General features: G+C 59.0%; 20 protein-coding genes, 1 tRNA gene and 1 pseudogene. 11 read left to right on the top strand and 11 right to left on the bottom strand.

All coding sequences use genetic code 11. The annotated features are described in order from the left end of the window. Position 1 precedes the first annotated feature (1 nt). The 8 genes from LCU97_RS18315 to LCU97_RS18280 form a co-directional block, all read right to left on the bottom strand. Positions 2-1,393, bottom strand: coding sequence for a GntP family permease (locus LCU97_RS18315; protein ID WP_232777411.1), 1,392 nt, complete (start codon positions 1,391-1,393; stop codon positions 2-4). A gap of 291 nt (positions 1,394-1,684) precedes the next feature. Then, positions 1,685-3,100, bottom strand: a complete 1,416-nt coding sequence (locus tag LCU97_RS18310; protein ID WP_232777410.1) for a sigma-54 interaction domain-containing protein — start codon at positions 3,098-3,100, stop codon at positions 1,685-1,687. Positions 3,101-3,243: 143 nt separating this feature from the next. Continuing rightward, the gene (locus LCU97_RS18305; protein ID WP_232777430.1) at positions 3,244-4,824 is read right to left on the bottom strand and encodes an ABC transporter ATP-binding protein; all 1,581 of its coding nucleotides are present in this window, start codon (positions 4,822-4,824) and stop codon (positions 3,244-3,246) included. 14 nt (positions 4,825-4,838) lie between these two features. Continuing rightward, entirely contained in the window at positions 4,839-5,861 is a 1,023-nt protein-coding gene (locus LCU97_RS18300) for an ABC transporter permease (protein ID WP_053154219.1), read from the bottom strand. After that, entirely contained in the window at positions 5,861-6,919 is a 1,059-nt protein-coding gene (locus LCU97_RS18295) for a microcin C ABC transporter permease YejB (RefSeq protein ID WP_053154216.1), read from the bottom strand. Before LCU97_RS18295 ends, LCU97_RS18300 begins: the two co-directional genes overlap by 1 nt. Then, positions 6,919-8,787, bottom strand: a complete 1,869-nt coding sequence (locus LCU97_RS18290) for an extracellular solute-binding protein (protein WP_232777409.1) — start codon at positions 8,785-8,787, stop codon at positions 6,919-6,921. Before LCU97_RS18290 ends, LCU97_RS18295 begins: the two co-directional genes overlap by 1 nt. A 162-nt stretch (positions 8,788-8,949) precedes the next feature. Beyond that, positions 8,950-9,231: a peptidylprolyl isomerase gene (locus LCU97_RS18285; RefSeq protein WP_232777408.1), complete on the bottom strand. Its 282-nt coding sequence runs from the start codon at positions 9,229-9,231 to the stop codon at positions 8,950-8,952. 97 nt (positions 9,232-9,328) lie between these two features. Further along, positions 9,329-10,207, bottom strand: a complete 879-nt coding sequence (locus tag LCU97_RS18280) for an esterase/lipase family protein (protein WP_053155367.1) — start codon at positions 10,205-10,207, stop codon at positions 9,329-9,331. Positions 10,208-10,532: 325 nt separating this feature from the next. Here LCU97_RS18280 and LCU97_RS18275 point away from each other — a divergent pair, with 325 nt between their 5' ends. Next, positions 10,533-11,627 (top strand): hypothetical protein, encoded by a 1,095-nt coding sequence (locus LCU97_RS18275; RefSeq protein WP_232777407.1) that lies wholly within the window; start codon positions 10,533-10,535, stop codon positions 11,625-11,627. Here LCU97_RS18275 and LCU97_RS18270 read toward each other — a convergent pair. Further along, entirely contained in the window at positions 11,616-12,686 is a 1,071-nt protein-coding gene (locus tag LCU97_RS18270) for a 3-deoxy-7-phosphoheptulonate synthase (protein ID WP_232777406.1), read from the bottom strand. The two genes, LCU97_RS18275 and LCU97_RS18270, sit on opposite strands and share 12 nt — an antisense overlap. A 635-nt stretch (positions 12,687-13,321) precedes the next feature. Here LCU97_RS18270 and LCU97_RS18265 point away from each other — a divergent pair. From LCU97_RS18265 to LCU97_RS18240, 6 genes and pseudogenes are all read left to right on the top strand, one after another. Beyond that, positions 13,322-13,756 (top strand): GNAT family N-acetyltransferase, encoded by a 435-nt coding sequence (locus tag LCU97_RS18265; RefSeq protein ID WP_053154203.1) that lies wholly within the window; start codon positions 13,322-13,324, stop codon positions 13,754-13,756. Positions 13,757-13,872: 116 nt separating this feature from the next. After that, positions 13,873-14,514: a response regulator transcription factor GacA gene (gene gacA / locus LCU97_RS18260; protein WP_082339821.1), complete on the top strand. Its 642-nt coding sequence runs from the start codon at positions 13,873-13,875 to the stop codon at positions 14,512-14,514. A gap of 2 nt (positions 14,515-14,516) precedes the next feature. Further along, positions 14,517-16,340, top strand: a complete 1,824-nt coding sequence (gene uvrC / locus LCU97_RS18255; protein ID WP_053154197.1) for an excinuclease ABC subunit UvrC — start codon at positions 14,517-14,519, stop codon at positions 16,338-16,340. 32 nt (positions 16,341-16,372) lie between these two features. Then, positions 16,373-16,933, top strand: a complete 561-nt coding sequence (pgsA, locus tag LCU97_RS18250) for a CDP-diacylglycerol--glycerol-3-phosphate 3-phosphatidyltransferase (protein ID WP_053154194.1) — start codon at positions 16,373-16,375, stop codon at positions 16,931-16,933. Between the two features lie 63 nt (positions 16,934-16,996). After that, a tRNA-Gly gene (locus LCU97_RS18245) sits at positions 16,997-17,072 on the top strand. Between the two features lie 236 nt (positions 17,073-17,308). Then, positions 17,309-17,824 (top strand): annotated as a pseudogene (locus LCU97_RS18240) (tyrosine-type recombinase/integrase); the annotation flags it as partial. A gap of 3 nt (positions 17,825-17,827) precedes the next feature. Here the strand turns inward: LCU97_RS18240 and LCU97_RS18235 are convergent. Continuing rightward, on the bottom strand, positions 17,828-18,430 hold the full coding sequence (locus LCU97_RS18235; RefSeq protein WP_232777405.1) for a helix-turn-helix domain-containing protein: 603 nt from the start codon (positions 18,428-18,430) through the stop codon (positions 17,828-17,830). Positions 18,431-18,591: 161 nt separating this feature from the next. On the opposite strand from LCU97_RS18235, the gene LCU97_RS18230 reads away from it, so the two are divergent. Next, positions 18,592-19,287: a B3/B4 domain-containing protein gene (locus tag LCU97_RS18230; RefSeq protein ID WP_232777404.1), complete on the top strand. Its 696-nt coding sequence runs from the start codon at positions 18,592-18,594 to the stop codon at positions 19,285-19,287. 27 nt (positions 19,288-19,314) lie between these two features. Further along, entirely contained in the window at positions 19,315-20,211 is an 897-nt protein-coding gene (locus tag LCU97_RS18225; protein WP_232777403.1) for a dihydrodipicolinate synthase family protein, read from the top strand. A gap of 66 nt (positions 20,212-20,277) precedes the next feature. On the opposite strand, the gene LCU97_RS18220 is transcribed toward LCU97_RS18225, so the two are convergent. Further along, positions 20,278-20,760, bottom strand: coding sequence for a DinB family protein (locus tag LCU97_RS18220; protein WP_232777402.1), 483 nt, complete (start codon positions 20,758-20,760; stop codon positions 20,278-20,280). Between the two features lie 240 nt (positions 20,761-21,000). On the opposite strand from LCU97_RS18220, the gene thrC reads away from it, so the two are divergent. Continuing rightward, positions 21,001-22,401: a threonine synthase gene (thrC, locus tag LCU97_RS18215; RefSeq protein ID WP_232777401.1), complete on the top strand. Its 1,401-nt coding sequence runs from the start codon at positions 21,001-21,003 to the stop codon at positions 22,399-22,401. 14 nt (positions 22,402-22,415) lie between these two features. Then, positions 22,416-22,853 carry an Lrp/AsnC family transcriptional regulator gene (locus LCU97_RS18210; RefSeq protein WP_232777400.1) on the top strand — a complete coding sequence of 146 codons (438 nt, stop codon included), beginning with the start codon at positions 22,416-22,418 and terminating at the stop codon, positions 22,851-22,853. Positions 22,854-22,926 lie beyond the last annotated feature (73 nt).

Genomic DNA, 22,926 nt, shown 5'->3' with positions numbered 1-22,926 from the left:
CTCACACAATGCCAGTGGCGTAGAACACACCGATCACGAAGAACACCGCGAGGGTCTTGATCAGCGTAATGCAGAAAATGTCTTTGTAGGCTTCACGGTGGGTCAGCCCGGTGACGGCCAACAGGGTGATCACCGCGCCGTTGTGGGGCAGGGTGTCCATGCCGCCGCTGGCCATGGACGCGACCCGGTGCAGCACTTCCAGGGGAATGTTGGCGGCGTGGGCGGCGCTGATGAAGGTTTCGGACATGGCCGCCAGGGCGATGCTCATGCCACCCGAGGCGGAACCGGTAATGCCGGCCAGCAGCGTCACGGTGACCGCTTCGTTGACCAGGGGATTGGGGATGCTCTTGAGCCAGTCGGCCAATACCAGGAAGCCTGGCAAGGATGCGATGACGGCGCCGAAGCCGTATTCCGAAGCGGTGTTCATGGCGGCGAGCAACGCACCGCCCACCGCGCTCTTGCTGCCTTCGGCGAGCTTGCTGCGAATGGCCCGGAAGCCGAACAACAACACCAGGATAATGCCCACCAGCAATGCGGCCTGCACCGCCCAGATCGCGGTGACCTTGGCGATGTCGCTGGTCACCGGCGCCGCCATGCCCGGCAGCGCCAGGCTATGGGTTTTGCCGTACCACTGCGGTATCCATTGGGTAAACAGCAGATTCATGATCCCCACTGCCAGCAGCGGCGAGACGGCGATCCAGGGGTTGGGCAGCTTGATGTCTTCGGCGGTTTCCGGCTCGTTGCGCAGCTCGGTGCCATAACCTTCGCCCAGGCGTTGGGCCTTGTTGCGCTGGCGTTGCAGGAACAGCATGCCGATGCTGAACACGAAGAGCGTGCCGATCACCCCCAGCCACGGCGCGGCCCAGGCGGTAGTGTTGAAGAAGGTGCTGGGGATGATGTTCTGGATCTGCGGCGTGCCGGGCAGGGCGTCCATGGTGAACGAGAATGCACCCAGGGCGATGGTGGCCGGGATCAGTCGCTTGGGAATGTCGCTCTGGCGGAACATCTCGGCGGCGAACGGGTACACCGCGAACACCACGACGAACAGCGACACGCCACCGTAGGTCAGCAATGCGCAGACCAGCACAATCACCAGCATGGCCTGGCGCGTGCCCAGCAGACGAATCGCCGCTGCCACGATGGAGCGGGAGAAGCCCGACAGCTCAATCAGCTTGCCGAATACCGCGCCGAGCAGGAACACCGGGAAATACAGTTTGATGAAACCGACCATTTTCTCCATGAACACCCCGGTGAACGCAGGGGCGACGGCGAACGGGTCGGTGAGCAGGACGGCGCCGAGGGCGGCGATGGGGGCAAAGAGGATGACGCTGTAGCCGCGGTAAGCGGCCACCATCAGCAGCGTGAGGGCTGCCAAGGCAATGATCACACTCATGGTGTGTCTCCTGGATTGTTATTGTTGTGATGAAGCGGTAGGAGACGGGTAAGCGAGTTTTGTGCCAGATACTTAACTTATTGAAATATATGGATAATTTTTAGAGTGTCGATGAGGGATCAGAATTTTGTCTCTGTTTTGAGATTTTCGGGGGGCTTGCTGGCCTCATCGCGAGCAGGCTCGCTCCCACAAAGGGGGCAGTGTACGCGATAAGCTGTGGGAGCGAGCCTGCTCGCGATGAGTGCGAAGCACTCCAAATGGCTAGTCCAAAAATAGAGATATATTGTCTCGTTACAGAGACTCGGCAATCCCCAGCGCCACCATCTTCTTATACAAAGTCGACCGCCCCAACCCCAACCGCTCCGCCGCTTGCACCACCTTGCCCCCGCATTGCGCCAGGGTGGATTCGATCAGTTGCCGGTCGAATCGGGCCCGGGCCTGGGCGAAAGTCTCCTGCGACAACAGTTCCACGCCAGCGCTTGCCGTGCGGGTCACCGGTGTGAAAGTGCCGATGGCAGCGCGGATGTCGGCGGCAGTGAGCACCGGGTTGTCGCTGAGCAGCGCCGCCCGTTCCAGCACATTGCGCAGCTCCCGGATGTTGCCCGGCCAGGCATGTTGTCCCAGCAGATCGAGTGCGTCGTCGTTCAGCTCGTGCTGGCTGCGCAGTTCTTCGAGGATCGCTTCGCTCAGGGCCGGCAGGTCGTCCAAACGTTCGCGCAACGGCGGAACCTGGATCGGCAGCACGTTGAGGCGGTAGTACAGGTCGGCGCGGAATTCGCCCCGTTTGATCGCCGCTTCCAGATCCGTGGAAGTGGCGGCGATGACCCGCACGTCGCTTTGCAGCACCTCGTTGGAGCCTACCGGCTCGTATTCCTTTTCCTGGAGCACCCGCAGCAGCTTGCTTTGCAGTGGCAACGGCATATCGCCGATCTCATCGAGAAACAGCGTGCCGCCCTGGGCGATCTGCAACTTGCCGGGGCGGCCCTTGCGGTCGGCTCCGGTGAAGGCGCCGGGGGCGGTACCGAAAAACTCGGCTTCCAGCAGCGATTCGGGAATCGCGGCGCTGTTGATGCTCACGAACGCCTTGTGCGCCCGTGGCGAGGCGCTATGGATCGCCTGGGCCAACAACTCCTTGCCGGTGCCGGTCTCGCCGAGCAACAGCACTGGCGAGTCGGCGCTGGCACTGCGGCGGGCGCGACGCTTGACCTCCAGGCCGGCGCTGCTGGTACCGATGAAGTGGGCGAAGTTGTATTTGGCCTGCCGTGCCCGCAGCAGCGAACGGGTGGAGGCCAGTTCTTCCTGCATGCTCTGATAGCGTTTGAGCATCGGCGACAGGCTGTGCAGTTCGCCGAACAAGGCAAAACCAATGGCGCCGATCACCGCGCCCGCACTGTCGTGGATCGGCAGGCGCATGACCACCAGCGGCTCCTTGGGCATGTCCTGCATGTCCAGCAGGATCGGCCTTCCGGTGCGTACCACTTCGCGCAAAAGGCTGCCAGGGATGACGCTCTCGCAAGCCCGGCCAATCGCCTCCTGCGCTGAGTTCAGGCCGAAGCGCCGGGCGTATCGCTCGTTCATCCAGACGATATTCGCATCGCGGTCGACGATCACCGTGCCCTCGCTGGACTGCTCGATGATCTCGAACAGCGAACGGATCGCCAGCGTGCGTACGCGCTTGTAGTCCTTGAGGTTTTCGGTGGGGGTCATGGTCATTCCAGGATGAGTGGTTTCTGTCCGGGCCTCTTCGCGAGCAAGCCCGCTCCCACGCAGGATACTCAGTGTCGTTCAAATCCAGTGTGGGAGCGGGCTTGCCCGCGAAGGCCACGACGCGGTCCAGCTGCAAGGCTCGATTATGCCCACTCCGGATGCGCCGCCGCCAACAGCTCCTGGGTGTAGGGATGTCGGGGCGACTCGAACACCTCATGGCTGGGGCCTTGCTCGACGACCTTGCCGTCCTTGATCACGATCATGTCGTGGGCCAGGGCACGCACCACGGCCAGATCATGGCTGATGAACAGGTAGGTCAGGCCGTGTTTTTCCTGGAGTTGTCGGAGCAGGGCGACCACCTGTTTTTGCACGGTACGGTCCAGCGCCGAGGTCGGTTCGTCCAGCAGGATCAGGGCTGGCTTGAGCACCAGCGCGCGGGCAATGGCGATGCGCTGACGCTGACCGCCGGAAAACTCATGGGGGTAGCGATGGCGGCTCTGGGGATCGAGGCCGACCTCCTCGAGGGCCTGTATCACTCGGGCCTCGCATTCCCGGGCGCTGGACGGGCTGTGGACCTCCAGGCCTTCGCTGATGATCTGTTGCACCGACATCCGTGGGCTAAGGCTGCCGAACGGGTCCTGGAACACCACCTGCATCTGTCTGCGCCACGGCCGCAGTTCCTTCTGCGACAAATGATCCAGTGCCTGGCCCTGGAAGCGAATACGGCCTTCGGATTCGATCAGTCGCAGGATCGCCTGGCCGAGGGTCGACTTGCCGGAGCCGGATTCGCCGACGATACCCAGGGTCTTGCCGCGCTGGATGTTCAGGCTGATGCCGTCCACGGCCCGCAGGTATTCCTTGCGCCGGAACAGCCCGCCGCCCAGGGCGAAACTCACCCGCAAATCCTGCACCTGCAACACGTCTTCGCGCTCGTCCCGGGGCAAGGCTTCGCCTTCCGGCTCGGCATGCAGCAGCTCACAACTGTAGGGGTGTTTCGGCGCGCTGAAGAGGGTTTCGCACGGTGCCTGTTCAACGATTTCCCCGGCCTTCATCACACAGACCCGTTGGGCGATGCTGCGCACCAGGTTCAGGTCGTGGCTGATCAACAGCAACGACATGCCCAGGCGTTGCTGTAATGACTTGAGCAGCAGCAGGATCTTGCGCTGCACGGTGACGTCCAGTGCGGTGGTCGGCTCGTCGGCGATCAGCAGTTCTGGCTCGCAGGCCAGGGCCATGGCGATCATTACCCGTTGCCGCTGGCCGCCGGACAGCTGATGAGGGTAGGCCTTGAGCCGTTCGACAGGCTTCTGGATGCCGACCAGGGCCAGCAGTTCGAGAATGCGCTGGCGCGCCGCTTTGCCGCCCAGCCCCCTGTGCAGCATCAGGGTTTCGCCGATCTGCTTCTCTACGCTGTGCAGCGGATTCAACGAGGTCATCGGCTCCTGGAAGATCATCGCGATGCGGTTGCCGCGCAACTCGCGCAGGGTTCCGGCGTCGGCGCCTACCAGTTCCTGGCCGCGATAGCGGATGCTGCCGGTGGTGCGGCTCTCGGTTTGCGGCAGCAGTTGCAGGATCGAATGGGCTGTCACCGACTTGCCCGACCCAGACTCGCCCACCAGGGCCAGGCACTCACCGGGGCGGATGTCCAGGCACAGGTTACGCACCACCGTGTGGTCGTTGAAGGCCACACTCAGGTCGCGGATTTCAACCAGGTTTTCGTTCATCTCAGGATTCTGTTTCATGATCGTGGGTCAAAGGCGTCACGCAATGCCTCTCCAATGAACACCAGAAGAGAAAGAATCAGCGCCAGGGTGAAAAATGCCGTCAGCCCCAGCCATGGCGCTTGCAGGTTCTGTTTGCCCTGGGCGATCAGTTCACCCAGGGATGCGCTGCCGGCCGGCATGCCGAAACCGAGGAAGTCCAGGGCCGTGAGGGTGGAAATCGCCCCGGTGAGGATGAACGGCAGGTAACTCAGGGTGGCGTTCATCGCGTTGGGCAAGATGTGCCGCACGATCACCTTGCGGTCCCCCAGGCCCAGGGCCCGGGCCGCCTTGACGTATTCGAGGTTGCGCCCGCGCAGGAACTCGGCGCGCACCACATCCACCAGGGCCAGCCAGGAAAACAGCGCCATGATCCCCAGTAGCCACCAGAAATTCGGCTCCACGAAGCCGGACAGGATGATCAGCAGGTAGAGCACCGGCAGCCCGGACCAGACTTCCAGCAAGCGTTGTCCCAGCAGGTCGACCCAGCCGCCGTAATAACCTTGCAACGCACCGGCGGCGATGCCGATCAGTGCACTGATGGCAGTCAGTGCCAGGGCGAAGAGGATCGACACCCGTGCGCCGAAAATCACTCGGGCCAACACATCCCGGGCCTGGTCGTCGGTACCCAGCCAGTTGACGGAGGAGGGTGGGCTCGGAGACGGCTGGTTGAGGTCGTAGTTGGGCGTGTCGTCGCTGAACGGAATCGGCGGAAACAGCAGCCAGCCGCCACCCTTGTGGATCAGGTCCTGCACATAGCTGCTGCGGTAGTCGGCCTGGAACGGCAGTTGTCCGCCAAACGCCTGCTCGGTGTAGCGCTTGAACACCGGGAAATACAGGGTGTTCTGATAGCTGACCACCAGGGGCTTGTCATTGGCGATCAACTCCCCACCCAGGGTCAGAATGAACAGGCCGATGAACAGCCACAGCGACCACCAGCCGCGCCGGTTCTTCTTGAAGCGCTCGAAGCGCCGTCGGCCCAAGGGCGAGAGCTTGAACATCAGGCGTTCCTCGCGGCGAAATCGATGCGCGGGTCCACCAGGGTGTAACAGAGGTCGCCGATGAGTTTGATGATCAGGCCGAACAGCGTGAAGATGAACAACGAGCCAAACACCACCGGGTAATCCCGCGATACGGCGGCCTCGTAGCTCATGCGTCCCAGGCCATCGAGGGAAAAGATCACCTCGATCAGCAGCGACCCGGCAAAGAACACGCTGATGAAGGCCTGGGGAATCCCCGACACCACCAGCAGCATCGCGTTACGGAACACATGGCCATACAACACGCGGCGTTCGCTCATGCCCTTGGCCCGCGCCGTGACCACGTACTGGCGGGTGATTTCATTGAGAAACGAGTTCTTGGTCAGGATCGTCAGGGTGGCGAAGCCGCCGATCACCAGCGACGTCACCGGCAGCACCAGATGCCAGAAGTAGTCGGCGATCTTGCCCAGGGTCGACAGCGACTCGAAGTTGTCCGACACCAGCCCGCGCACCGGAAACCAGTTCAGCGACGTGCCGCCGGCAAACATCACGATCAGGAACATGGCGAACAGGAACGCCGGCATCGCATAGCCGATGATGATCGCCGTGCTGCTCCACATGTCGAAGGCCGAGCCGTGGTGCACCGCTTTGCGAATCCCCAACGGGATCGACACCAGGTAGGTGATCAGCGTGGCCCAGAGTCCCAGGGAAATGGTGACCGGCATTTTTTCAAGAATCAGGTCGGTGACCGTGGCACCGCGGAAGAAACTCTTGCCGAAGTCCAGGCGGGCATAGCTGCTGAGCATCAGCCACAGGCGCTCATGGGCCGGTTTGTCGAAGCCGTATTGTTTCTCGATGTCCTTGATCAGTTGCGGGTCGAGGCCGCGACTGGCCCGGGAGCTGCCGGTCATGGCGCTGCCGGAACTGCCGACACTGGCACCGCCGATGCCTTGCAGGTGGGCGATGGCCTGTTCCACCGGTCCACCCGGTGCGGCCTGCACGATGACGAAATTCACCAACAGGATGATGACCAGTGTCGGAATGATCAGCAGCAGGCGCCGTGCGATGTAAGCCCACATCAGTGCGGCCCTCCGGGTGAACCGCGCTTGATGCGCTCGGCGGTCATCTGCTCGTTGGTCAGTGGCGTGGTGCTGATCTCCCACCAGCTTTCGATGGCTTCATCATTGCTGGCCTGGATTTTCGGAATGCCAAAGCGATTCCACCACACGGTGGAGCTGCCCGGCGGGTAATAGTTGGGTATCCAGTAGTAGTTCCATTGCAGCACCCGGTCCAGGGCGTGGGCATGGCGGAGCATGTCGCCTTGGGTCGTGGCCTTGACCAAGCCATCGATGAGGGTATCGACGGCCGGGTCCTGCAGGACCATGTAGTTGTTGGCGCCCGGATCGTTGGCCGCCGCCGAACCAAAATAGTTATAGAGCTCCATGCCCGGCGAAGTGCTGACAGGATAGCCGGTGATGATCATGTCGTAGTCGCGACTCATCAGGCGATTGATGTATTGGGACGGGTCGATGCGCCGGATGCTCATGTCGATGCCGATCTGCTTCAACGTCCGCTTGTAGGGGAGCAGCAGGCGGTCGATACCGTTCTGGCTGTTGAGGAAAGTGAAGCTCAGCGGTTCGCCCTCGGCATTCACCAGGCGGTCGCCGTCGGGTTTCCAGCCGGCTTCTTCCAGCAGCGCCAGGGCCTGCAGTTGTTTGTCCCGGATCACGCCGCTGCCGTCGGTCTTGGGCGCTTCGAACACCTGGGTGAAGACTTCGTCGGGGATCTTGCCGCGCAACCGTTCGAGGATCGCCCGTTCGCCCGCGTCGGGTAGTTGCCGGGCTGCCAGGTCGGTGTTGGAAAAGAAGCTCTGTTGGCGCACATAAAGGTTGCGCATCATCTGCCGGTTGCTCCATTCGAAATCCCAGAGCATGGCCAGGGCCTGGCGTACGCGGCGATCCTGGAACTGCGGCCGTTGCAGGTTGAACACAAAGCCCTGGGCGGTTTGCGGGGCCTCGGTGGCCAGGTGGGCCTTCTGCAGGCGACCGTCACGCAGCGCCGGGCTGTCGTAGCCGATGGAGTAGCCGGTGGCGGAGAATTCGCGGTTGTAATCGTAGGCGCCGCCGCGCAACACCTGGCGCGCCACGTCGGTGTCACCGAAATATTCGATGCTGAAGTGATCGAAGTTGTAGAGCCCACGGCTGACGGGCAGGTCTTTGCCCCACCAGTCGGCATTGCGCTCGAACGTGATGCTGCGTCCGGAATCGACCTTGCCGACCCGGTACGGGCCGCTGCCCAACGGTGCCTCGTAGCCACCTCCGCCGGCGAAATCCCGGGTCTTCCACCAATGTTCGGGAAAGACCGGCAGGGTGGCGATGTCCAGGGGCAGGGTGCGGCTCTCGTTGTTCTTGAAGTCGAAGCGAACGGTGCGTTCGGACTCCACCTCGACGCCTTTGACGGCTGCTAACTGGGTGCGATAGCGCAGGCTGCCCTGGGTCATCAGCAGCTCGAAGCTGTAGCGCACGTCCTGGGCGGTGATGGGTTTGCCATCGGCAAAGCGGGCCTTGGGGTTCAGGTAGAAGCGCAGGGACAGGCCATCGTCGGCGCGTTCCATTTTCTCCGCCACCAGGCCGTAGACGGTGTAAGGCTCATCGAGGGAACGCTGGGCCAGTGGCGAATACAGCAAACCGTCGATCTGGCTGACGCCGATACCCTTGTCGATATAGGGCAACAGATGGTCGAACTGGCCGATCTCGATGGCCGAGCGGCGCAGGGTTCCGCCTTTGGGCGCCCGGGGATTGACGTAGGCGAAGTGGCTGAAGCCTTCGGGATATTTGGCCGGCTCGCCATAGACGGTCAGGGCATGCTGCGGTGCGGCATCCACACCGGCGGCGCCTGTCAGCAGGAGTAGGGCGATCAAGAACAGTGAGGGGAACGCCAGTTGCATTGTCAACCCTTGCGGCGAAGGGATTATCTGTAAGGGCAAGACCTGTGGGAGCAAGGCTTGCCCGCGATGAACGATAATGCGGCTTAACGGTTGGACCGCGGCGCAGCAATCGGGGCAAGCCTTGCTCCTACAAGGGGGGCTTCAGGTCGATAAGCCGGGGGATCAGTCCTTGCGGCTGGTCACTTCCAGCAGGTGGTAGCCGAACTGGGTCTTGACCGGGCCTTGCACCACGTTGATCGGGGCGCTGAACACCACGGTGTCGAATTCCTTGACCATCTGGCCTGGACCGAACGAACCCAGATCGCCGCCTTGACGGCTGGACGGGCAGGAAGAGTTGGCTTTCGCGACTTCGGCGAAATCGGCGCCGGCTTCGATCTGGGCCTTGAGTTCGTTGCACTTGTCTTCGGTGGAAACCAGGATGTGGCGGGCAGTGGCTTGGGCCATGGAGAAAAATTCCTTTCAATGATTTCAAAGGTATTGAGCCTACCGGATTCGACTGAGGGTTGTTGTCAAAATTGCGTCAAAACCTTGAACCGGTGGATCAAAGGCCGGCTTTGCGCAGGCGTTCGGCATGTTTTACATAAAGCGCCACAGGGTCTGCGCCCTTGCGGGCACGCCCGGACCCAAGGTCAATGGCGTCCATATGATCCATTGGATAGTCGGAGCGGATGACCTTGCCCAAGTGTGAGCTGAATCGTCCGACCAGACCGTCGTTCTGCCCGGCTTCGGTGATGAAGTATTCGGAAAAAGCGCGGCAGAATGTCTGGTAGGGAGCTGTCGCGTCGGGGATATCGCCGCAGACGTCTTGCAACGTGCCGCTCCAGGAGTAATAACGCACGCCATTGACGACGTCCGGCCCCTTGCTGCCCCAGTTCTTTGGCAACCCCTGGGGAAATTTGTCGTTGAACGCGCCTACACCTTCGGTGGTCAGCGCCCCCAATGCCGCTATGGCGTGGTGAGGCAGCTGCGCCTGGCCGCCCAGTAATGAAATGAAATCGGCAAACAGCGTCGCAACCCTGCTCGCCACGTGTTCCGGCAGGCGTCCGGGGGTGAGTGCCTTGCGAAGGAAGTCGGCCAGTTCGGAGCCATGATTGGGGCCACTGACCGACGTCACCGAGGCGACGCGGTCCGGTGTCACGGCGGCGGCGTAACGGGCCGCCAGCGCACCCTGCCCGTGACCGATCAGGTTGACCCGGGTGGCGCCGGTTCCGCTCAGGACGCGGTCGACCTGAGCCAGCAGTTCTTCCCCGCGTGCCTCGTTCGTATAGGTGGCCGACAGGTAGGGAATGAAGACCCGTGCACCGGCGGCGCGCAATGTCTGTTTGATTCCATGGAAAAGTTGATCCCCTGCGACCCTGTCAAACCCGAACAAACCATGGACCAACAGGATGGGAAATTGAGTGGTTGCATTCCGTTGCATGTTCGTACCTTTTTCGAAGAGGTTCATGTTGAATTGACGACGTCACTCTAATGCAGGCCCTTAAGTGAAGGTGTAGGAAGAAACCGCTCCAGCTCGTCGAAAACGGAATTAATGAAGCGGGAAAGATCAGCAGTTCGTTCAAGTGGGCGGGTTGGTATCCGGACAGGTCCGATAGGTCCGGTGGCGTGCGGCTACAGTTTTGGGTGCAAAGGGACCACTGGCGCTGTCGTCTCGTCTGACTGTGCATCGCGTGCGGCAGCGCTTTAATGGTCCTGTCGGGCGCTCTACGGGAGCGGCGCCTTCATCCAAGGATTGGAAGTTGCACATGAGCATTGAACTGTCAGGCCGGCGACACCGGCCCAATGCCCGCAAGACATTGCGGGCACCCCTTCTGACGGCGGCAAGGGGAGGGGTGATCGACCCTGCCTGGCCCAAAGTCGTCGTGAACATCAGACCCTATCCGATGATGACGTGTGGTGATGAGGTGACGCTGTTCTGGCATGGCCTCAATTCGGATGGCGAGCCGTACCGATACGAAGTCCGTCGCTACGTCACGGAGCGACAAATCGATCGGGATGTCACCTTTGTCGTGCGAGCTCCTCATATCGTCGAGCTGGACAGCGGTTCATTGGAAATTTCCTATCGCGTGACCGGAAGACGCTTGCCGGCATCGATGGATTCGGAACCCTTGCAATTGGTGATTGGCGATGCGCCCTTGCAACTCTTGCCGGCCATTGCCAGGGATGCCGTGGGCGGCAGCCTTGACCCCGGTCGAGTACCCGATGGCACCTGTGTGGCCATCCGGCCTTATCCCAGAATGGCGGTCGGGGACCGGCTGATCCTGATAGGCAGCCGGAGCGGCAGGGCACTGTGGCGCGATGTGCTGGACATCGAGGCCCATGCCGTCGGTCGCGAAGTGTCGTTCTGGCTGGATGCTTCGCAGTTGGCCCCGCATCTCGGACATCAGCTGGACCTGGCATACATCGTCAGGCGTGGGCATGCGGTGCGTCGCGCCGAGACCCTGTCGCTGCATATCGGCCCGTTGGTACGCCCTGCCTTGAAGGCACCGCGGCTCCTGGGCGTGAGCGATGGTGAGCTGGAAGTTGACGCCCTGCGCGACGGGGTCACCGTGATCATCGAGGCGAGCGGCTTCGAGGCCGGTGAGTGGATCTGGCTGCAATGTGACGGAAACTACAGCCATGTCGAGGAGCGCGAAATCGTCGAGGCCATGGTTGGCCAGCCGATCACCTTTACGGTGCCCGCCGCTTATTGGCACGGCCAGCTTGGCCGGTCCGTGCGTATTCGCTATCAGGTCGAGCGGCTGGACGATGTGAGCCAGCAGTTTCCCGGGGTGCTGGTTGCCGTTCGTTCCCGGAGCGCCCTCGAGGGAGAGGGCGCCCTTGAACATTCAAGCGGCTGAAACCAACTGGCGATGGGCCTGGCGCAGCAGTTGCTCGGTGGCGTCCCAGCCCAGGCAACCGTCGGTTACCGATACACCATAGCGCATCGACGGACTGATGGGCTGGCAGCCCTCGAACAGGTGACTTTCCAGCATCATGCCAACCAACGAGCGGTTCCCTTGTAGACGCTGCTCCAGCACGTCATTGAATACCTGCGGCTGGCGCGCCGGGTTCTTGCCGCTGTTGGCGTGGCTGCAGTCGACCATGATCCGGGCCGGTATCTTCAGACGATTCAGGTCGTCGTGTATTTGCATGACACTCTGGCGATCATAGTTCGGCCCTCGGTGGCCACCCCGCAGCACCAGGTGGGTATCGGGGTTGCCCTGGGTCTGGATGATCGCCGGATGGCCCTGGCTGTCGACGCCGAAATGCCGATGGGGGTGAGCGGCGGAACGCATGGCGTCGCAGGCGATGCCGACCCCGCCGTCCGTGCCGTTCTTGAAACCGACCGGCATGCCGAGGCCGCTGGCCATTTCCCGGTGGATCTGGGATTCGGTGGTGCGGGCGCCGATGGCGACCCAGCTGAGCAAGTCGTCGAAGTAGCTGGCGGCCATGGGTTGCAGCAACTCCGTGGCAACGGGCAGTCCGAGTCGCAGCACTTCGCGCATCAGTTCACGGGACAGCGTCAGGCCAGCGGCCATGTCATCGCTACCGTCCAGGTGGGGGTCGTATGCGAGGCCTTTCCAGCCCACCGTGGTGCGGGGCTTTTCCACGTAGGCGCGCATCACCAGCAGCATGCTGTCGCGCACGTCATGGGCAAGACGGGCCAGGTTCGCGGCGTATTCGAGAGCGGATTTCGGGTCGTGGATAGAGCAGGGACCGACAATGACCAGCAGGCGGGGGTCTTCACCGTTCAGGATCGAGCGGACGGCCTGGCGGTGGCCGTTGACCTGCTGGCTCAACGCATGGCTCAGGGGTAACTGCTGTTTGAGCTGCAGCGAGCTCGGCAACCGCAGGGTGAGGGCTTCATTGGCAGGGTTGAGCGAGGACAGCGGCAAAGCGGAGACGGACGAGTTCATGATCTGGCTTCCTGGACGAGCAGCGGGTTCGTTCCCGCGCGTCAGTCCTATTGAGGTGTTCGACAATTGGTCGTATTGGCCGGCAATGCAGGCATGCCACCGAGAGGTGACCGATCGGAGGCGGCAGGCTGTCCCGAGCGGTGGCTGGTAAATCGCCAGGCGGCAAACGTGTCGTAACGGTAATAAGTGGCGTAGTTCATGGCTGAATCCTCAAGTTTGTCGGGTGTTGCAAAAAGTGTTGGGTCGGAAAAACAAAACCCCCGGTCGGGAGGCCGACCGGGGGTTTGGAAAACTCTGGAAGGCGACCCGTTTGCAGTGGGCGCCGGTGGGGTATCAGGCGCGCCAGTGGCTAAACCAATACCCAAAATAAAAGTTGACCGGAGTTTGGACGCCGTTCGCCCGCGCAGCCGCAACCGAGCGTGCGGCGCTGGCGGTGTGGAGCGATAAGAGGGCGTTTGACATGGTGCGTCTCCGATGAATGGGCCTGAGCTTACCGACGGCAGTGCGCCGGTTCAATAAGAAAATTCTATCGGGTATAGGTGCCGCTCCGGATGGTTGAGTCTGGCGGGCTTTGTGACAGACTTCAACGTTATGCCAAGTCAGCTAAATCCTTGATTAACCCTCACGAGGTAACCATGAGTTTCCAGTGGCGCGCAGCCGAGGCCGGGGACATCGGCTTCGCCCGGCAGTTGACCTGCACCAATATGCTCCCTTACCACCTGCGCCATGATTTGCTCTGGCAGGATGAGGCGTTCGACTTGGCCTGGATCATTCGCCAGAACTGGATCATCTGCCACGATGACCAGGTAGTGGGTTTTGTCAGTCTCAGTCGTGACGCCAGGGCGTTGTACATCCGAGAGCTGCAGATCGCCGAAGCATTCCGTGGGCAGGGCGCCGGTACCTGGGCGATCGCACAGGTGTGGAGCATGGTGAGGTTGGAACGTCGGCCGGCGCTGCGTCTGACGGTGTTCAGGGACAACCCGGCCCGTGGGCTCTACGAACGGCTGGGGCTGCGCGTCGTGGGGGAGGATGAATGTTTCCTGAGGATGCAGCGAGACGCCGATGCTTGACGCATCGGAACCTGCATGTGTTGTAACTTTTAAATGCCCCTTTGCGCTAGGTCTGTCGACAGCTTTTTTGCTAAGGTGTGAAGCAACCCATATAAGACCAATCGTGAGGTGTCTGCTTGATTAGGGTGTTAGTGGTCGATGACCATGATCTCGTTCGTACGGGCATTACACGAATGCTGGCTGACATCGACGGTCTGCAGGTGGTTGGCCAGGCCGAATCCGGGGAAGAGTCCCTGATCAAGGCGCGTGAATTGAAGCCTGATGTGGTACTGATGGACGTGAAGATGCCCGGCATCGGCGGTCTTGAAGCCACGCGTAAACTGCTGCGCAGCCACCCCGACATCAAGGTTGTCGCGGTGACCGTCTGCGAAGAAGATCCGTTCCCGACTAGGCTCCTGCAGGCGGGAGCGGCGGGTTATATCACCAAGGGGGCCGGTCTGAACGAAATGGTCCAGGCCATCCGACTGGTATTCGCCGGCCAGCGCTACATCAGCCCGCAGATTGCCCAGCAACTGGCCATCAAGTCGTTCCAGCCGACCACCGAGTCGCCCTTCGATGCGTTGTCGGAGCGGGAGATCCAGATTGCCCTGATGATCGTCGGCTGCCAGAAGGTGCAGATCATCTCCGATAAGCTGTGCCTGTCGCCCAAGACCGTCAACACCTACCGTTACCGTATCTTCGAGAAGCTTTCGATCAGCAGCGACGTCGAGTTGACCTTGCTGGCGGTGCGTCACGGCATGGTCGATGCCAGCGCCTGACAATGACCGAACTGTTTGATCCAAGCGCTTTCCTGTCTACGTGCAGTGGCCGCCCAGGCGTGTACCGCATGTTCGACAGCGATGCGCGCCTGCTCTATGTCGGCAAGGCCAAGAACCTCAAGAAGCGTCTGGCCAGCTACTTTCGCAAGACCGGACTCGCTCCCAAGACCTCAGCTCTGGTGGGGCGCATCGCGCAAATCGAAACCACCATCACTGCCAACGAGACCGAAGCGCTGCTGCTCGAGCAGACGCTGATCAAGGAGTGGCGGCCGCCCTACAACATCCTGCTGCGGGACGACAAATCCTACCCCTACGTGTTTTTGTCCGATGGGGCGTTTCCGCGCCTGAGCATTCATCGTGGGGCCAAGAAAGCCAAGGGCCGGTATTTCGGTCCTTACCCCAGCGCCGGGGCGATTCGTGAAAGCCTGAGCCTGCTGCAAAAGACCTTTTTCGTCCGCCAGTGCGAAGACAGCTACTACAAGAACCGCACCCGACCCTGCCTGCAATACCAGATCAAACGCTGCAAGGCACCCTGCGTCGGGCTGGTGGAGCCCCAGGTCTATGCCGAGGATGTGCGCCACTCGGTGATGTTTCTGGAAGGTCGCAGCAATGCACTGACCGATGAACTGTCGGCGGCGATGGAAGAGGCGGCGATCAACCTCGAATTCGAAAAGGCCGCCGAGTTGCGGGATCAGATCGGCCTGCTGCGTCGTGTCCAGGACCAGCAGAGCATGGAGGGTGGCAGTGGCGACGTCGACGTCATCGCTTCGTTCATCAATCCGGGCGGCGCCTGCGTTCACCTGATCAGCGTGCGGGGCGGCCGGGTGCTGGGCAGCAAGAACTTTTTCCCCCAGGTGGGTATCGAGGAAGATGTGGCCGAGGTCATGTCGGCCTTTCTCGGCCAGTACTACGTCAGCAGTCCTGAACGCGACTTGCCGAGCGAGCTGATCGTCAACGTGGTCCATGAGGACTTTCCGGCCCTGATCGAAGCCATTCATACGCTGCGCGGTCGTGAACTGACCATCAGCCATCGCGTACGCGGCACCCGTGCACGCTGGCAGCAACTGGCCGTGACCAACGCCGAACAGGCCCTGGGTGCGCGCCTGGCCAATCGTCAGCACGTCGCGGCGCGGTTCGATGCCCTGGCTGACGTACTCAATCTGGACGAACCGCCCCAGCGGCTGGAGTGCTATGACATCAGCCATTCCAGCGGCGAGGCCACCGTGGCGTCCTGCGTGGTGTTTGGTCCGGAAGGTCCGATAAAGTCCGATTACCGGCGTTATAACATCGAAGGCGTGACCGCCGGCGATGACTACGCCGCGATGCATCAGGCGCTGATGCGCCGCTTCGGCAAACTCAAGGACGGGGAGGGCAAGCTCCCGGACATCCTGCTTGTGGACGGCGGCAAAGGGCAGTTGTCCATGGCCCGGGATGTGCTCAATGAACTGATGGTGCCGGACCTGATCCTGTTGGGCGTGGCGAAGGGCGCGACGCGCAAGGCCGGTTTCGAGACGCTGTACCTGAACGATGCAGCCCATGAATTCACCCTCAAAGGGGATTCGCCGGCGTTGCACCTGATCCAGCAGATCCGTGACGAAGCCCACCGTTTCGCCATTACCGGACACCGTGCCCGTCGAGGCAAGACCCGCCGTACATCGACGCTGGAAGGTGTGGCAGGCGTCGGCCCGACACGGCGGCGCGACCTGTTGAAACATTTCGGTGGATTGCAGGAGCTGTCTCGTGCCAGCATCGAGGAGATAGCCAAAGCACCCGGTATCAGTAAAAAGCTCGCTGAGTCGATTTATGCAAACCTGCATAGCGAGTAGAATGCCCGTCAACCTCGCAGCCAGTTGTGCCGATGAATATCCCAAATCTGCTTACCGTTCTACGTGTCCTGCTCATCCCGATCTTCATAGTGCTGTTCTATTTGCCGTACCACTGGAGCTATGTGGCGTCCGCCTCGGTGTTCGCCATCGCCGCCGCCACCGACTGGCTGGATGGCTATCTGGCCCGGCTGTTGAAACAGAGCACACCATTCGGTGCCTTTCTCGATCCGGTGGCCGACAAGCTGATGGTCGCGGTGGCCCTGGTATTGCTGGTGCAGGAGCACGGTAACCTCTGGCTGACCTTGCCGGCGGCGGTGATCATCGGTCGCGAAATCGTCGTCTCGGCACTCCGGGAGTGGATGGCCGAACTCGGCGCCCGCGCCCAGGTGGCCGTGTCGAACCTCGGCAAGTGGAAAACCGCCGCGCAGATGTTGGCCCTGGTTATCCTGCTGGCGAATCCGTCGGACTTCAGCTTCTGGGTATTGCTCGGCTACGCCTTGCTGCTGATATCCGCAGGCCTGACGCTCTGGTCGATGGTCCAGTACCTGCGCGCCGCCTGGCCGCATCTGCGGACCGACGTGGACTCGAAATAAAACTTTTTTGAATCAAAGGGTTGACGGCGTAATCTGAATCTATAGAATGCGCCACACCAAGACGCGGGAATAGCTCAGTTGGTAGAGCACGACCTTGCCAAGGTCGGGGTCGCGAGTTCGAGTCTCGTTTCCCGCTCCAAATATTGCGCTGCAGAGTTCCACTGAATTCTGTGAGTGATTGAAATCAGGACCTTCGGGTCCTTTTTTCGTTCCAGCGGGAACCACTGAAATCCAGCTCCATCCAGTGCTTTTAAGTCCCGATTTAAGTCCCGAATGAGGATCTTGGATTTAGATGTGCACTGAATCGGTTTTTTGCTGGAGCAGCTTTGGATAGCGAGACGAGCATCCGGTCCTGACTCTGTTCAGGAGCTCGCTATGGCCCTCTCGGATACGACCGTTTGGCAAGCCCGAATCACTGGCAATGACTACACGATAGACGACACGGATGGACTTGCGCTCAACGTGACCGCCCGCGGCGGGAAAATCTGGCGTTTCAGATACTACTGGGTGGGCGCGCAGAAGCGCATGTCTCTGGGTAGCTATCCGCAAATCAGCCTCAAAGAAGCCCGTGCACGACGTGACGAGGCGCGCGCCTTGGTCGCCCAAGGCATCAATCCCTATGAGTACCGTAAGCAACAGCGTCGTGCTGTTCGTTTTGCGGCAGAGCACACCTTCGAGGCCGTGTTCAATCAATGGGTGGAGTTCCGCAGGCTGAGCCTGAAGGAAGGGCGCCAGAGTACGCTCTCGCAAATCTTGCGAATCTTCAATAAGGACGTTCTGCCCACGCTCGGTGGGCGCTCCATCTACGATATCAATCGTCACGATCTGTTGGATTTGTTAAGCAGGATCGAACAGCGCAAGGCCTTAACGACCGCCGAAAAATGCCGGACCCGTTTACTGGTGTATTTCAGTGACCGACATGGTGAAGATCAGCTTGGTCCTACCCGCATTGGCGTAGGAGTGCGCAACATCTGTTTTTGCCACAGCAGAGCAGCCTGCCGGGATTACTAATTCTGTTTCCCCGACCACACATTTCAGCGTCCCTTTCTCCACATGAAACAACTCAAGCGTGCCCTGAGGATGCCCTTGGGATGAAAAGGACTCACCCGGAAACATTTCCCAGCGCCATAGTTCAATCATGTTGGGTCCAGTCGTTCCTGCAAGCAGCCGAGCTGTGCCGCCCAGATCGCCGGTCCAGAGTGTAGGGATCTCCTGACTGTCGATAATGTGGGCGGCAGGGGCGTCTGTCACATTGACGATGTCTGCAACAGAAAGCCCCAACGCTGCGGCGATTTTGCACAGGATGCCAATGCTCGGGTTAGCCGTACATTTCTCAATTTCGACGACCATGCCTTTACTCACGCCTGAGCGGCGAGATAGCTCATCCAACGTGATCTTTTGATTCTTTCGTGCCTGTTTGAGCGTACGCGCAACGGCCAGGCTCACGGTCTGAGCATCGGCGCCGGGCGTGGTCGATATACTGGTGTTTAGGGTCATTATTGATAGTCATGAGAGAAAGTTGAAAGGATTCTCGACGCTTGCTACTGGTGTCGTCAATCTGCTCGGTAGCTGGCTCTGATTGGTATGGTCGATATATTGACTTTTTTGGTCGTTGATGGCTAGCATGAAAACGACATGTAGATCACTGGAGATTTTTGATGCTGTCCGTATTGCCGTTAATTGACCAATCTGTTGCAGATTTGGCACCGGGCTTCCGGGCGCTAAGTATCGTTGTGAAGGCCGCGTCCCTCACCAACCCTGCTATCGCTCAAGCGGCCCTGGACCGCGCCTGCCAGACAGTGTTGTCAGGCGGACCCACCTGGGGAGACGTGCATCTGGCAGCATGGGCAGAGACCTTCCGAAAGTTTGGGGCTAAGCCACAACGTACGCCTTGCTCCGCTGAGGCATTGCGCAAGCGTGTTCTACGAGACGGCAGCGTACCGAGCCTGGATCCCATCGTTGACCTCTACAACGCCATCAGCATCGAGTATGCGATCCCTGTGGGTGGGGAAAATATAGACGCCTATGTGGGCACGCCGCGGCTCGTCGTCGCAGACGGTACCGAGCCTTTTGACACCGTGAAAGAAGGCGCTCTAGCTCACGAGTATCCGGACGCCGGCGAAGTGGTATGGCGGGACGATAAAGGCGTGACATGTCGCCGTTGGAATTGGCGGCAAGGTGTCAGAACCCGCCTTGGTGCTGATGCAAAACACATGTGGTTCATTCTGGAAAGTTTGCCAGCGATGCCTCTTGAAGCGCTGACAGAAGCAGGCGACAAGCTTATCGAGGGCCTGCAACTGATGATGCCAGGTGTTCAAATTGAAAGCTCACTGATTGGTCCTGGATCTAATTAGTCAAAAGACAAAACCATGGAGTCATAAATGAAATTTACCGGCCTTAGCGCATTTCCATTGACGCCTATGAATGAGCAAGGTGTAGATGAATACGCATTTACTCGTCTTGTTGAGCAACTGGCAGCCGCCAATGTCGACTCCATCGGTGCACTCGGTTCTACTGGTAGCTATGCGTATCTTTCTCGGGCTGAGCGCACTCGAGTTGCGCAGTTCGCGGTAGAGGCCGCGGGCAATGTGCCTGTTATGGTCAGCATTGGATCGCTACGCACGCGGGACGTGCTATTGCTGGCCGAGGATGCACAAAAGGTGGGGGTCAAAGCCTTGCTTCTACCGCCGGTGTGCTATCAGAAGCTATGTGCGGAAGATGTCTTTTCTTTGTATGAAACAGTTTCGGCTAACGTCTCAGTTCCGCTATGTGTCTATGACAATCCCGGCACCACTCATTTTGAATTTACTGACGAGCTGCACGGGCGCATTGCCCAGCTGCCGCATGTGAGCTCAATCAAGATTCCGGGCGTTCCTGAAGCTTTCCATCTTGCCAAAGCACGTGTGGAGCGTCTTCGGGGGCTGATTCCAAGTAATGTCACGATCGGCGTGAGTGGTGAAGTCTTTGCAGCTGTGGGTATGAATGCTGGTTGTGAGGCCTGGTATTCCGTCATAGGGGGGCTTTTCCCCAACACAGCGCTAGCGATTACGCGAGCGGCATTATCTGGTGATGCCAACGAGGCTGCACGCCTTTCTGAGCGCTTAAAGCCACTCTGGGCTTTGTTCAGGCAATTTGGCGGCAGCTTTCGTGTCGTGGCGACTGCTGCAGAGCTTCGTGGGTTTACCCAGCATCCAAGCCTGCCCCTGCCGCTCAGAACTATAAGTGGCGAAGGGCGTAAGCAAATTGCCGCTGTGATCGACGAGCTGGAGCTGAGCTGAACCTGTCTTCTTACTTAGAAAGAGGGCGCCTGCCAATCATGCTCCATGAGGCAGGCGAACAGGTTTCTAGCGTTTCAAAAACGTTGTGAAGTGGTCCTTGTGATCCTGCAGGATCTCGCCTGGCAAGATAGTAGCGACACTCCCCCGATGTTGCAGATCATGGGAAAGCACATGCGCCAGTATTTGCTCCTTAGTCATGTTCCCAGGCTTTCCATCCTTGAAAGTAAACGTCACGCGATCAGCCAGTTCCGCTGTCGTGACGGTTTTGGTGTATTCGACAAACCATTGATTCGCGTTGGAGAATTGTTTTTCAAGCTGAATCAAGTTCTGAGGTTGGTCAGTCACGACGGAGTTAAATTCGTCCGGCTTTCCTTTCAGTCTGGCGATGAACAACTGATCAACAATGTTGATGTGGCTGAGCCAATACATCGCTTTCGCCATTTCGTCTGGATAGGATTTCGCCGCCGAGGCTTTCAAGTATTTGAATAGCTCCTCCTCAGACCATGCCTTGTACTGGTAAAGCGAATGCAGAAGGTTCTTGGCGCACATGGTGTTCTCTCTGATTTCTAAACTGACAGATGTCCTGCGCTACCTGGCGAGGTAGCGCCAAAGGCTTCGTTGCGTTTGGCTGAAAAAAGCCAGTAGACAAATGCAATGGTCACTATATTGACTTTTATAGTCAATGGGTGGAAGCTGGATGACTAGCGCTTTAAATCGTGGTGTCGGTTTTCAGCAGGGCACCGCCAGAGAGGCGGCTAGCTCAGAGATTGCGAGAGGGTGTCTCAGGTTATGAAATACGTTAGTACGCGGACACCCGGCAAAACATTCGACTTCGCCGACGTGCTCATGGGGGCGTATGCCCCGGATGGAGGGTTATTCGTACCTCTCAAGGTCCCTCGCTTCAAAAGGGAGGACCTATCCAAGCTGGAATGGCTTCCTTTCCATGAGCTGGCACGTCACGTGATTGAGCCGTTTTTAGGTAATTGGATACCTCAAGATCAGCTGTCTCAGATTCTCGAGGAAACGTTTGACTGCTTCAAAAGCAAAGCGGTTGCACCTCTTTACCAAACGGCGAGTAATGAGTGGATATTGGAATTATTTTATGGGCCAGCTGGCGTCTATCAGGACTTCGGTCTCCAATTGATGGCTCGCCTGGTTGGGCGCGAACTATTGAGATCTGGCAAGAGAGCGCTTGTTGTAGGTTGCACCGGTGGGGACACAGGCGCTGCTGCAATAAAAGCCTTTTCTGGTATGCAAGGTGTGACCGTTATTGTGCTGCATCCCTCGAAAGGAATAACGGAAGAGCATAGACGTCTCTTAATGGGTACGAATGAAGAAAATATAGTTAATGTTGCTGTGGAAGGGGATTACTCTGATTGTCATCGCCTCTGCGAACAGTTCTTCAAGCACAATAATAAAACGCAGCAACTGATGTCATTCAATTCCGTGAATTGGGTGCGAGTGCTTGCGCATCTTTCCTTCTATTTTTACTCAGCACTTCAATTAGGTGCGCCCAACAGAGAAGTAGCCTTCAGTGTGCCCACCGGAAATTTTGGAGCGTTATACGCGGGCTATATTGCCAAGGAAATGGGGTTGCCGATCCGGCAATTGATTGTTGCCACCAATGCCAATGCGGGATTGCATGACTTTCTGCAAAATAATCTCTATAGTCGAAAAGAAATTCGCATTACTAATACTCCTAGTATGAACGTCTCATTGGCCTCAAACTTTGAACGCATGCAGTGGAGTGTTCTTAACCGCCGCGGAGAAAAAGTTGCTAGGAATATGGAGTTGCTGGAGAGTGAGGGCTCGATTAAGTTAGATCAAGATGAATGGTTGGAGGCGCGTAAGCTTTTCGACTCTCTGGCCGTGGAGGACGCAGATGCTTTTCGGACCATTCATGAGGTGTTTGCGCAGAGTGGTTATCTGGTCAGTCCCAACACGGCCATCGGATTGCGAGCGGCGCGTGCCAGCAGGCGTAGCTTGCTTATCCCGATGATTTGCCTGGCGACGACACATCCCTCCAAGAGTTCTGCAGTAGTTGATGAAACAGATGCACTGGATGTCATCAAAGGGATCGGTACTCCTCCGGGACTTGACTACCGATGTTTTTCAATCCCTAACGATGTTGGCGCACTTAAGCAGCTCATCGGGACGTTGTCCACAGACACGGAGTCTCGCTCGTTATAAATTTGGAGTTAGAGATGAAGCGTGTGTTAGATAAGGTGGATGAGAAAATATTGGAAGAGCTTACGCGTAACGCGCGGCTTGCTCACAATGATATTGCGATAAAAGTTAACTTGTCGAGGAATGCCGTCAGGCTGAGAATCGAAAGATTGGAGCGCGATGGGTATGTTAGGGGCTATACGATCATTAAAGGAATGCCCTCGACGGATACTGGGCCTATCAAAGCTTTAATCTTCGTTTATCGTAAAGATAGAATGCGTGATGCTGACGTTGTCCGTTCTGTCATAGCAATGCCAGAGGTTACTTCATGCAATGTGATGAGCGGCGACCTTGATATTGTATTAACGGTCGAGGCGATGAGTTCAGATCGTATCCACAGGGTCTGGAGTGAAATCTCAGCGCTGCCAGGCGTTTTTAATACTGTGACTTCCTTCGTTCTATCCTGCATCAAGTAGTGCGGGTAAAGCAATGTGCGCTGTTGAACGAGCATTTTGCTCGCAATTACGTTCTGTTTGCCATATTCGTGAA

The sequence above is a fragment of the Pseudomonas uvaldensis genome, from assembly GCF_021271205.1.
In the GTDB taxonomy this organism is placed as follows: Bacteria; Pseudomonadota; Gammaproteobacteria; order Pseudomonadales; family Pseudomonadaceae; genus Aquipseudomonas; species Aquipseudomonas uvaldensis.
This window is presented reverse-complemented; position numbering and strand designations above follow the sequence as displayed.